Annotated in this window: 10 protein-coding genes; 4 read left to right on the forward strand and 6 right to left on the reverse strand. The window is 53.2% G+C overall.

The features are described 5' to 3' along the window. Positions 1 to 144 precede the first annotated feature (144 nt). A complete protein-coding gene (locus D8767_RS01235) occupies positions 145 to 1,371 on the reverse strand; it encodes an OprD family porin (RefSeq protein ID WP_009682006.1) in 1,227 nt (408 codons plus the stop codon). 202 nt (positions 1,372 to 1,573) lie between these two features. On the opposite strand from D8767_RS01235, the gene D8767_RS01240 reads away from it, so the two are divergent. The 3 genes from D8767_RS01240 to D8767_RS01250 all read left to right on the forward strand — a co-directional run bounded on the left by D8767_RS01240 (position 1,574) and on the right by D8767_RS01250 (position 5,911). After that, positions 1,574 to 2,485 carry a LysR family transcriptional regulator gene (locus D8767_RS01240; protein ID WP_003253472.1) on the forward strand — a complete coding sequence of 304 codons (912 nt, stop codon included), beginning with the start codon at positions 1,574 to 1,576 and terminating at the stop codon, positions 2,483 to 2,485. Positions 2,486 to 2,597: 112 nt separating this feature from the next. Beyond that, positions 2,598 to 4,037 (forward strand): YfcC family protein, encoded by a 1,440-nt coding sequence (locus D8767_RS01245; RefSeq protein WP_003253475.1) that lies wholly within the window; start codon positions 2,598 to 2,600, stop codon positions 4,035 to 4,037. Positions 4,038 to 4,081: 44 nt separating this feature from the next. Next, positions 4,082 to 5,911 carry a CocE/NonD family hydrolase gene (locus tag D8767_RS01250; RefSeq protein WP_003253477.1) on the forward strand — a complete coding sequence of 610 codons (1,830 nt, stop codon included), beginning with the start codon at positions 4,082 to 4,084 and terminating at the stop codon, positions 5,909 to 5,911. Positions 5,912 to 6,041: 130 nt separating this feature from the next. On the opposite strand, the gene D8767_RS01255 is transcribed toward D8767_RS01250, so the two are convergent. From D8767_RS01255 to D8767_RS01265, 3 genes are all read right to left on the reverse strand, one after another. Then, positions 6,042 to 6,962, reverse strand: a complete 921-nt coding sequence (locus D8767_RS01255; protein WP_003253479.1) for a hypothetical protein — start codon at positions 6,960 to 6,962, stop codon at positions 6,042 to 6,044. 956 nt (positions 6,963 to 7,918) lie between these two features. Continuing rightward, complete coding sequence (locus tag D8767_RS01260; RefSeq protein WP_003253484.1) at positions 7,919 to 8,278, reverse strand: histone-like nucleoid-structuring protein, MvaT/MvaU family; 360 nt, start codon at positions 8,276 to 8,278, stop codon at positions 7,919 to 7,921. A gap of 149 nt (positions 8,279 to 8,427) precedes the next feature. Next, positions 8,428 to 8,748, reverse strand: coding sequence for a helix-turn-helix domain-containing protein (locus tag D8767_RS01265; RefSeq protein ID WP_003253486.1), 321 nt, complete (start codon positions 8,746 to 8,748; stop codon positions 8,428 to 8,430). Between the two features lie 83 nt (positions 8,749 to 8,831). On the opposite strand from D8767_RS01265, the gene D8767_RS01270 reads away from it, so the two are divergent. Next, positions 8,832 to 9,254, forward strand: coding sequence for a hypothetical protein (locus D8767_RS01270; RefSeq protein WP_003253488.1), 423 nt, complete (start codon positions 8,832 to 8,834; stop codon positions 9,252 to 9,254). A gap of 8 nt (positions 9,255 to 9,262) precedes the next feature. Here D8767_RS01270 and D8767_RS01275 read toward each other — a convergent pair whose 3' ends face one another. Both D8767_RS01275 and D8767_RS01280 read right to left on the reverse strand, forming a co-directional pair. Then, positions 9,263 to 9,622, reverse strand: a complete 360-nt coding sequence (locus D8767_RS01275) for a hypothetical protein (RefSeq protein WP_003253491.1) — start codon at positions 9,620 to 9,622, stop codon at positions 9,263 to 9,265. Next, entirely contained in the window at positions 9,619 to 12,021 is a 2,403-nt protein-coding gene (locus tag D8767_RS01280) for a hypothetical protein (protein ID WP_003253492.1), read from the reverse strand. The genes D8767_RS01275 and D8767_RS01280 overlap by 4 nt, the downstream gene beginning before the upstream one ends. Between the last annotated feature and the right edge of the window lie 29 nt (positions 12,022 to 12,050).

Consider the following 12,050-nt stretch of genomic DNA (forward strand, 5'->3'; position numbering starts at 1 on the left):
AAGGCAGCGAGTCACGCCTGAGAAGCAGAAGGACCATCCGGACCTGAAACCCCACAAGCACAAAAAGGGGGAGTAGGTTAACAAGGCAGCTCCCGACTGCGGGAGCTGCCTTTAGATGACGGCTTCAAGGGGAACTTGAAGCTATCACCACAATGCAATGTCGTACGTCAGATACAAGCGGTAGTTATCCCGGTCGCTGCTGTACGTGCTCCTGGCCACTGCATATCGAAACTCAGCCCCCACACCTTTGAAGAGCCCGTCCTGGATCACATATTTCAGGTTCGTATTGGACTCGTGCTCCCGGGCTTCCTGACCACGATAGACCCCATCCTCGCCCTTGTAGTAGCGGGTCATGAAGCTCAGTCCAGGAATTCCCATGCTAGTAAAATCGTAGTCGTACCTCGCCATCCAGGTCCGCTCTCCGGGCTGAATGAATTTGCCAACGCTAGCATTGCTGAACGAGTAGACCGTGCTTACGCTCACGTACGGAAGTGCGGTGCTGCCATCAACCTTTTGATATCCAGCACTGAACGTGTGGCCACCCAGACGATAACTGAGTAAACCGCTAAACATATCGCTATCAACTACACCATTACGGGCTGCGCCAGCATCATCACTGATAAAGTAACGTAGATCGCTAGTTAGCTTGCCTGGGCCAAGCGGCAGTGTGTAAACCAACCCGAAAAATTGTTGGCGGTAGAAATCCCGAAGTTCCCCGTAGTAGCTGCTAAAACTGAGCTGTTTGGTGAGGTCGTAGCGCATCCCCGCAAAATCAAAGTCCGTACCGCCACCTCCGGAATATCCCTGAGGAAATATATCGACGCTATCGGTAGAGTTTCGGGCTTTGAATTTGTCTAGATGCCCAGCTTGAAGGTACAACCGATCAACACCGGTGTACTCCGCTTGGGTACCTCGGAACGTTTGAGGTAGTAGTCGACCATCGTTGTAAACCAGGACGGGGATTTTGGGGAGGAGAGTGCCACCACTGACCAAAAGGTCATTCCATTTGGCCTTAGCGGTAATGCCAAGACTCGAATATTCGCTAGCTGCCCGACCATCGTCGTGGACCGGCAGAAGGCCTGTCCCCGCATGCTTAGCGCTTGAGTCGAGCCGGATTCCTGAAAGTCCCAGTGCCTCCAAACCAAAGCCTACAGGTCCTTCGGTGTAACCTGACTGTAGCTTGAGCAGAAAACCCTGCGCCCACTCTTTGCGATCTTCGCCCCCATCACGAAATCCATCATTGAAATAGTAATTTCGCAGAGCCAGCCGGCCCTCGGAGTCTTTGAAGAAGTCTGCTTCAGCAAAATTGGGGAACAAGCTAGCAATGACGCTTGCACACGCGAGTGTGCGCGATGTTGTGAGGGTGTTCATCGGAAATCTCTGCTGTGTATTGTGATTTTTGGCAGCATCAAAATGGAGCGACCCAGTACTATCCATCGCAGATTACGCAGCGTCATGCTGGACGGGATTCACTCATGCGGCGGACACTAACCCGTCGTGGAATCGGCAACAACGTTATGAGTAATACGCATGAGGCTATGCGTTTAGTTGGTAAGAAACCTCGGAGTATCTTGTGAACCTCAAACAACTCGAAGCTTTTCAAGCCATCATGACAACGGGCTCTACCATCGGAGCTGCTACCCGTATGGGCTTGTCCCAATCGGCCGTCAGCCGCTTGTTAACTCAGCTCGAAGATCACTTAGGCCTCGCGCTCTTCCTTCGACGTAAGGGCAGATTGATGGCGACTCCTGAGGCGGAAGAACTCCTTGGACAGGTGGCGGAGCTCGTAGACAACCTCCAGCGCGTACAACGCATGGCAGATGAGCTGAGACTGGGTCATTCGCGCCGGAGTCTGCTCAAGGTTGCAGTACCGACCAGCATGTCTCAACACTTGCTACCGAGGATCGTTGCCGAATTCATGCAGGGCCGTGAGGACGTCGTCGTAGAGGTCATCACCGGCGGATACGATGCGCTGGAAAGGGCCGTACTCGACAAAAGCGCTGACTTCGCTTTCGTGCGTTTGCCTACGGAACTTCAGCATTTTGAAGTGCTACCGGTACTGGAGACCGAAGGGATGTGCGTCATGCACCAAAGCCATCCACTGGCGGAGCTATCGGAGGTCAGTCTCGAAGCATTGCGGTATGAACCCCTCGTGCTTCTGGGGCGGCAAAGGAGCCTTCGATCTGAACTCGACCTGCGTTTCCGAGAGGCTGAAATTACCCCTCAAGTTCGCGTAGAGGTCCACTCGGTCAGTGCTGCTTGCGCATTCGTTGCAGAGGGTATGGGGGTCTCAATTATCAATGGTCTTTTGGCCAAAGAGTTTGGTGGCCTTCCTTTGATCGCCAAGCCGCTGAGACCTGCGCTTTGCTATCGTTTTGGCCTGATTTTCCGCAAAGACCAGCCACGCTCTTTGCTGGTTGAGAGTTTCGCGGAGCACATGCGTAACAGGCTCACAGAGGTGAATGGTTCTACGCCAACGCAATAAATTGCATAGCCCAACCCGATTTACTCATAACGTTGAGTGACTGCATCCGATTGAACTAGTGTGCGCCCTGTAGCCCTGGGCCCCTACAAAACAATAATCGAGATCGCGCACCATGAACCTACCTCATGCACCGGCGGCGCAAGCCGCGCCTGCTGGAAAAGCAGACATCCCTCGCCCGGCCAAGCAGCTCAATCCTGCGTTGATCCTGTTGAGCATTGTTTTCATGGCTCTGGCCTTCACCTACTTCGTCGATTCAGGCCAGTTCCAGCGCAAAGACATCGCTGTTGTCCCCGGTTCGTACCAGACCTTGGAAAAGGACGCCTCTCTAAGCCAGCTATTTTCCACAGAGCCGCGTGCCACAACCGATTCTGCTGCACGTCCGGTCTCCTTGGTTGAGGCTTTCATGGCCATTCCACAGGGCATCGAGAAGCGAGCCGGCCTGATCTTCATGGTTTTGTTCATCGGCGGAATGTTTGGCGTGCTGAACAAGGCCGGGGCAATCGATGCTGGTCTTGAGCGGATACTTGGCCTTACCCGGGGCAACATCTACGTGCTGGTACCCTGCTTGATGCTGGTGTTCTCGGCCGGTAGCACGTTCATGGGACTGGCCAAAGAGTTCATCCTGATCGTCCCGCTAATGGTAGCGATGGCCAATCGCCTGGGGCTGCCCAACATTGTTGGTCTGGCGATCGTGGTGATCTCGGTGAAAATCGGCTATCTGGGTTCGATTACCAACCCCGTGGCATTGGCGGTTGCCCAGCCGCTAGTGGGCGTTCCAATGTTCAGCGGGCTGAATATGCGTGTGGCAGCCTACTTGGTGTTTCTGCTGGTCGGCATTGGCTTCGTGTTAATGACTGTACGCCGACTGGGTTACGACGCCAGTGCTGAGTTTACTTTTAAGCGCACACCGCTAGCGCCACGCCACAGTCTCAACCTTCTACTGCTGGGAGCGGGCGTCGCCTTCCTGGTTTATGCCTCCAATCGCTGGCACTGGAAGTACCCAGAGTTGTCTGCGTACTACTTGGCGATGAGCATGGTGTTCAGTGTGGTGGCTGGCATCGGTGCCAGCGAGGCTGCCGGCGCATTCGTCGACGGAATGAAGAAGGTGCTAATGGCCGGCGTGCTGATCGGTCTCGCCACTGCGGTGGAGATCATCCTCAGCACTGGCCAGGTGCTCGACACTATCGTCAACAACCTTTCCAACCTGGTCAGCGATCACGGCCCTCTAGTTTCGGCGTACGGCATGTTCTTCGCACAACTCGGGCTGGATGTCCTGATCCCGTCCACGTCGGGGCAAGCAGCAGTGACCATGCCAATCTTCGGACCGTTGGGGCAATTGTCAGGTGTGAGCGCTCAGACCACTGTGTATGCCTTTTTGCTGGGCAATGGTCTAACAAACCTGATCACTCCTACCTCAAGTGGCCTACTAGTGCTGCTTGCGACCGCTCAAGTCGGATGGGGTCAATGGGCGCGATTCATCTGGCCGTTGTGCCTGGTATTCGCGGCCATCGCCATGTGCCTCCTCTCCATTGCCGTTCTGACCGGCTACTGAAATCTCGGGCCGCGTATGCGGCCCTACTGCTTTGAGTGTCAAACATGCAAATCCTCAGAAACCTGATGGTCCCGATGCGCGATGGCGTTCGGTTGGCCACCGATGTCTACCTGCCTGATGAAAGTACCGGCGTGTGGCCAGTGGTGATCGAACGCACTCCATACGACAAGAGCAAGCCCTCACGCTCGGAGAAATGCCTGAATGGTCATCACTTAGGGCGTGAAGAGATGGCCCAAGCCTTTGCCGAACATGGCTTCGTCACTGTGTTTCAGGACTGCCGCGGTCGCTACGCCTCCGAAGGCGAATTCATCAAGTACGTCAACGAAGCAGAAGACGGCTACGACACTTTGGCCTGGTTGGTCGAGCAGCCTTGGTGCAATGGGAAGGTCGGAAGCATGGGTCTTTCTTATGCAGCCCATACTCAGCTCGCTATGGCCTGCTTAAATCCTCCAGGGCTGAAGACGATGGTGCTGGACTCTGGAGGCTTCGCCAACGCTTATCAATGTGGCATCCGCCAAGGAGGCGCATTCGAGCTCAAACAGGCCACATGGGCATACAAGCAGGCCAAGGAAAGTCCGGCAGCCAAAGCCGATCCACTATTGCGCGAAGCATTGGAGCAGGAAGACATCCGGCATTGGTTCGCCCATATGCCGTGGCGTCCAGGATTTTCACCGCTGCGTCATGCGCCAGCGTATGAGGACTACCTGTTCGACCAATGGGGCCGCGGCTGTTTCGATGCCTATTGGCAACAGTTGGGCATTTGCGCCGATCACTATCGCAGCAACATTCCCGATATTCCGGTGCTGCACATGTCGAGCTGGTATGACGCCTATGTCAGCTCAACCCTGGATAACTTTGCTGCCTTCGTCGCGAACGGTAAGGCACCACAACGACTCGTGATGGGCCCTTGGCTGCATGGCGACCGCAACATTAGCCACAGCGGCGATGCCGAGTTTGGCCCAGCCGCCGCTTTCGATGGGCAAGTGGCGCAGGATTGGCTGTCCTGTCGTATTGAGTGGTTTGTAAACCATCTGCAGCTACAGATCACTGCACCAGCCCAACAGGTGCAGGTATTCATGATGGGCGGTGGTAGTGGTCGCAAGCTTCAGGACACGCGAATAGATCATGGTGGTCAGTGGCTTGATGCACAGCAGTGGCCATTACCTGGCAGCCAGCGGTTGGATCTTTATCTTCATCCTGACGGTCAGTTGAGCAAAGGGGGGCCAGCGGCAACCGATGCTGCTTGCCACTTCCTCGCCGATCCATCTAATCCAGTACCGACCATCGGCGGCGCGCTGACTTCCGGCGCTCCTGTCTTCGAAGGCGGAGCGTTTGATCAGCGAGAAACACCACGCTTCTTCGGCGCGCGCGGAGATGGCAGTGCCATCTGCCAGCGCAGCGATGTGCTGTGTTTCGAAACTGAGCCGCTTGAAGCTGACCTTGCTGTCGCCGGTCCGGTAACGATCCAGCTGTGGGTCGAGACCGACGGCTTAGACACTGACTTTACCGCTAAGGTGGTCGACGTCTATCCGCCAAGCGATGACTTCCCAGAGGGGTATGCCATGAACATTACAGACGGCATCATTCGTTGCCGATACCGGGACAGCTGGAACGATCCGAAGCCGACGGTACCTGGGGAATGTTTCAAGGTGCAGATCGAACCGTTTGCAACCTGCAACCTGTTCAAGCGCGGTCACAGCTTGCGCCTTGAGATTGCCGGCAGCAATTTCCCACGGTTCGACGTAAACCCCAACAGCGGTGAGCCGGAAGGCTGCGCGAACAAAAAAAGGACTGCTCGAAATACCGTACATATGGGGGCTAAGCGGCCCTCCAGGATTCAGCTAACGGTCGTCCAAGCACCAGCTGGTAGCTGATAGCGGTATAGAGCTATCGCTTGGCAGCAGTTCTGGACAGCTGCCGAGCGCTGTCCCTGTAAACCAGTTTTTTTACCTGTTAACCACTGTAGTTAACAGGTAAAAAAATAGGTTTACACGATGCTCACCTCTACCCGTTCGACACCAGCAAATCGCCTAGCTCTTCACGGGCCATATCCACTCGGTCCATCCTGCGATAGGGATGATCAACAGGCATTCGGATGAGGCTCTCGAACCAAGCCGGATCGAATTTGAGCACCTGCTTGTGAATGTGCTCAAGCTCACCTTTGCGAAGCTGGGACACTACAAACTCCATGCTCTCAACCAGGCCGGATTCCTCGTTATCCTTAGAGATCCGGTGGCGGATGAAACTCATCTTGAGATCGAAGTAGGGGCCTTTCATCCCAGGAAGGCTCTTCGCCTCCAGCCGGCCTTTGGTGCTGATTTCCGCCCCTGGCACTTGAGACTCTATCGCTTTCACAAGCTCAGCATTCCCACCTATCTTCTGGCCAAAGAGCCGAGTGGCGTCCGACATATAGGCGAAGATCCATGGCACGTTGCGTAGCGTCGCACCGGTATAGAGGTAGCCGCGCTCCCCTTTGTAACGCTGCAGCATGCCTCGCAAGGCTTTCTCCGAGAGCACCACCTGGGTTTCCTTCTCCAGGATGTAAACCACGCGGTCAAACTGTTCTATCAAAAGCCTGAGAATCTTCCGCGGTACGCCGTCAAAACCGGTTTTTCGGTCGGTCTTCTTGTGCTGACGGGGCTGGAAGTATGGGCAATCGTTACGGGCCTCTCCATCAAATGGAGCGATACCGCGAATGCTCTTCGTCGCGTGCTTTCCGAAGGGATTTTTTACGTTTGGGGGTAACTCATACAGCCCTACCAGCTGGACAGGGTTGTCGCATGCCGGGCACACCGCGAACTGAGCCAGCTTGCCCGCGCTTCCGGGCTGATACCACGGCTCCCTGCGGAAGGTCTCAGACTCGAACCGATCCTTGTCTATGGTTTTGCTTTCAGTGTCTTCAATGCGGAGCTTGTACACATCCATCTTTGCCAAAACCGTATCAATAGAGGGTTTATTGATCGTACCCAGCGAAGTTCGGTAGCAGGAAGGCCTATCTGCCCCTTAGGTGGTCACCCTCCGGTGGCAGGCCTTGCCAGAAGCATGGGATTACCCCGTAAGGAGTCTGTGAGCCCCAGAAACAACTAACCCCCTGGTGCGCAGTGCAGGTCTGGGACCCGCCCGAGGCGTGGAGGCTATTCTTGTAGAGAAAATAACACCTGCCACGGAACGGATCAGTTGGTAGGCAGACCAGCCGTCAGCTATGGCCCAGCACCGTCGATCAAGGCCGCTCAATCAGCAAATCGTCGTCTTCTATGGCGTCTCCAAAACTGAACCAGTCGTGCAGGCTGTAATGCACGAAGTCTTCATCCTCCGCATCGAGCATAGTGAAATTCTGCAATACCGTGACATCCGCCCCCGAAGTACAGCCCCTCGTTGAGGTTTACGAAATGCTCCAGCAATTCGTTCAGCTGATCATGCAACTGACTTGTAAGCCTGGCGTGCTCTCGCTTGGTCTAAAAACGGAACATCACTTCATGCGCTTCGGGCGGGGCGCGAACTGGTCCCCAAGTTCTGCTTTTTTGAGGCATCCACTGGGTAAGCCGGCCACATGATTCGGAGGTGCAGATGTCAAGGCTCGGTAACCGACTTAGACGGTGAGACAGGCGTCGCGATCCCGGATCGAATGGCTTCGGCAGTAGGAGGGGGGGTGATCCAGTGGAGCATGAGACCAGCCAGGATGCTTGCGAGGGTGTTTACTGAGATTGTGACGAGAGCATTGCGCATTTTGGAGCGTCCGTTTCTGAAGTGGACCTCTATTTAATGCGCATAAATGGTGTGTCATTACCACCTACCAAAAAAATCGTCGCGCCCCAGAATGGGAATTCGCATTTGGCGACGATTCACGTTTATGCTCCTGCCACAGGTCGACTACAGCACAGTCAGTTGGCTAACCAGGACTCAACCACCTCGGCACCGTACTCTGCCTTCCAGGCCTTCAGAGTGCGCTGATTGCCCCCCTTCGTCTCAACGACTTCTCCGCTATGCGGGTTCTTGTAGGTTTTCACTACTCGTGGTTTCCGTGCAGGTTTTTGTGCAATAGATCCGGAATCTACGGGCTGCGGATCAATGATCTGGATCACGTGACGCAGGCTGTAGCCGTAATCGTTGAGCAGGTTGCGGAGCTTCGTTTCGAATTCCATTTCCTGCTTCAGGGCGGAATCATTCTTCAGTGCTTCCAGTTCGGCGAGCTGCGCGGCGAGCTGTTGTTCGAGAAGGCGAAATTCAGCGAGACGGGACATGAGATTCTCCAAGAAGTGGCCTGAGATTTTATCAGGCTAGACAGAAAGCGTGCTAAGTATCTTGTGGCCTAAACAGCCCTGCAATAGAGCAAAATCCAGTCCCCCCATTGGCGCTTGGGCAATCGCTTCGCGGCATTAGCAGGTGGTGATCAGCTCTGGTGTGAGGTTTTGCTTGAGTCCGGGAAGGCCGTTGCAAGGTCCATGCGTTCAGCTTCTTGAGTGATTTGAGCGAGTAACTCTGCCACTGCTCGGTTCTCTTTGAGGGCATAGCTCCCAACCAGTAATGTGATCGGATGAACTCCCAGCACTGGTGCGATGGTGTCCAGTTTCTCGATGGTCGGGACGTATCGTCCCCTTTCCAGCGTGCTGATGTAGGTACGACTGCTCACCGTCGCGAAGTCTTCTTGGGTCAGCTTTTGCTGGACTCGCATCCACTTCAGAACCCGACCGAATGCCTGTCTCAATTCCACTTTGCATCTTCCGCAAAAGGAAAGATGAGGCACCCGTGAACAGTATATGACTACAATGTATGCTGTTCATTTGAGAGGGGGTCATGATGTTTATCACCAACCGATGGGCAGAGGTGGATCGCTCCTTCGCCTGGCTGGCTGAGGATCAGCAGGCTTGGCATTTCGTGGAGCAACGGCTGTCATCGCCATGGATTCACATCACGGTGACGAGGGAGCGGGGAGAGGACACGTGTGTGGAGGTCTTCTTTCTGGAGGACATGCGTGGGCTGGAGCAGTTCACGCGTTTAACCCTGAATGGTGCCGTTGAGTTATCCCTTCAGATTGTTACTCCCGGGTGGATGAACGGTAGTAGCGGGTGGGCGATGGAGCATCTGGAGGTCATTCATGAAAGCGAGGATCGTTTGTACAGGTGTTACACCGTTCAAGGCGGTCGTCGGTATTACCAGCCTAACAGCTCCGAGTGCCGTGAGTATGGCTTCTTCAAGGAACTTTACAGACGAGGATAGCTGGTGAGTCAGCTCGTGGTATCTTCGAAGTATCGTCTTGGGTCAATTGCATCCTCGGTCATTAGCTGAGCGGCTTTGACGATTGTCTGAATTAATCGATTGTTCTCCATGCGTGCTTTTTGTAGCTGTGCTTCGAGAGCATAAATTCTCGCATCACTATTTTTACGCCCGACCTTTTTGAAGTCTTTAAGATGGGTCTGAGTGGCCGTATATAAAGATCGTATTTCCTCATCTCTCCAGAGCGTTTGACGACTAACACCCGCCTGCTGGGCAAGGCCACTTTGGGTGAGCGGTTCCTGAACCCGTCCGGCCTCATATTCGGCGAGAATGGACCGCACGTGGTCCTTCCATTTTTTTTCCTGCTTCATGATGAAGCCTTCTTAGGTTTTGAGTAAGCTTCTAAGGCCGTTTTGCAGCTCGTAACCATATCCATCACAAACAGAACGTGCTGATCGAAAGCGTGAGTATTATCGAGCTCAGCCTCAATACTAGACGTGATGTCAGTTTGGTTGTCAAAAATTGCCCTCAAAATTTTCTCGTACTCGCTGAGTAAGCTCTCGATAGCGGCCTTTGCTTCCAGATCATCAGGGTTCAGGTGAAAGGATTTACATCCAGAATCTGTACCGAAGCCTCTGATACACATGAGGCCCCTGTCGCACGGACTGATATAGAGCTCACGTGTACACCCGCCCCAAGGCGTTAGGTTGAGAATGCTGAGTTTCTCGATGATCATCTCTTCGATTTGTTCGTCAGCGATTGACTCCTCCCGCCATCGGATTACTAGCCTGCCCAAAAAGTCTGGGGGAGGGTCAACGGCCAAGTATAAAGATCTCACATATTCTGCTCGCTCTTTGGCAGTACGGTAGTCATATTGACGGCTTTGGCGTGGGGTTCGCCCCATCCATAGGTCCACAGCTGTTTCAGAGGGACCAGAACGAAGAATTGCCGTGGTAACCCAACGACGGATTTGATGAGGAGTGATGGAAAAGATTTCACCGTCTTGCCCTCGTAGGTCAAGGCGCTGAAAGATTGTTTTTTTTGAGGAGTTCGAAGAGAGATAGTTGTAGAGATCGGCTCTAAATAGGGGGCGGGGGATGATCCCTAGCTCAGATATCGAGTCAAACTGGTTTTCCCAGATTACAAGTAAGTTGTCACTCAGCTTGCTAGGATAACCTTTGGCAGTGTGCTTCGCATGATAAGGTGCTTCACTTCCATCACCAGGCATTGAAAATTGTTCTTCAAAATGGCGTCGCAGGTGAAATCTGTATTTATCTTCTAAAAGGCGCTTGAGCAGTCTGATATCTATGACCAGGGATGGTACTCCCGCCCCGAATCCTCTTTGAGATAACATAAGTTCTCTGATGCTTGCCCACTCATTCCGGATGTCGAAGAGTTGCGCATGTGAAGGATTGTTTCCAGGCTTGAAAAGCCCGTCGTGAACCATTCCCTTGAGAAAGGTGCGCAGGTGATCTACAAACCATTTGCTCTTTTTTACTGACGCCTCGGAGGATTTTGTGTGTTTTGCAATGTCAATGACGGATACGCTATAACAGTTCTTTTTGTACTCATTGAGAAAATTAGACCAATCCCAATTATGCATTCGTTCATCTATCCAAATTGCGATTCGAGCGGCCGTTATTCTAGGGAGTTCAACGCTGCTGCTGTAAAATCGCCCACCACTGTAGAGCTCTTTTGGAGATACGGGGAAGCACTTACATATCTCCTCAACAAAGTAGTGATGTTCTACGGGCAGATCCAACGATGAGAGTTGATCCACCGCGCCGGGATCTAACGGATGGTTAGCGCGATAGGCTGCGAGTGCTTTATCTATAAATGAGAAACCATTGGTTTCAATGTCAAGAGCACGCTCTCTAGCATCCTGAGTGACAGCCAGCAAGTACTCGTACGCTTCGGTGAGTGGTGCGCTCCATAGGTCTGCGACGGGTACGGCGTTGGGGATGCAGTTTTTTTCTACAGGCACTCGTACGAACGTCGTGTGAGTGTTGGGATCTTGGAAAAGGCAACTCTTTGGAAGATTCGCGATCTCACCAACTCTCAAACCGAGCGCCATTCCAAAGCAGGTCGCCTCAAGTCGAATTCTATCGAAGCCCGCAGTTGGCTCCAAATGTGGGTTCTGCTTGATCAACCACCTGGCTTGTGCAATCCCTTTGTGCAAGTCAGAAGAGTATAGATTTTCTTCTCTTTGCTGAAACTCTCGTGATGTGAGTTCAAGCGCACTATGAGTCGGGTTGGGTATCCCAGTTTGCCATTTGATAAACCTATCGACGAATCGCAGCAGTACTCCATCGACCATTACGCTAAGTTGGTTGAGGAAATCAACAAATGCCTTGAGGGCATTTGCTCTATGGTAAATGGTAGAGTCTGAACGTCCATGCCTGATCGAGTCTACGGTGCGGTCGAAGACTTTGCGCGTTATGTCGCTCCACTCAATGTTTTCGCTATCCATTACTGCGGATAGATGCCTAATCGAGGCCATTCTGCCGATAATCAGCTCTGCTGACGGATGTGCCAGAATTTCTTTAACTATAAAGCAGCGCGCAAGCTTGCCAATCACTAGCGGGAGAGGGGGTTGGTCTTGATTTCGCCTGTTGAGAGGATCGAGTGATGTGAAGGGAATATTACTCGATCGATACTGCCATACCTTGCCCTCGAAATCTCCTGCTACTAATCCGTTGGCCTTGAGGTCATTAAATTGTTGCTCTGCATGTTTGTATCGGTCGTCTAAGACCATCATTGATATGCTCATTCTTTCAACTCCTTCACAGCAATGATTAC

This window comes from Pseudomonas sp. LTGT-11-2Z, from assembly GCF_003691445.1.
Lineage (GTDB): Bacteria > Pseudomonadota > Gammaproteobacteria > Pseudomonadales > Pseudomonadaceae > Aquipseudomonas > Aquipseudomonas monteilii.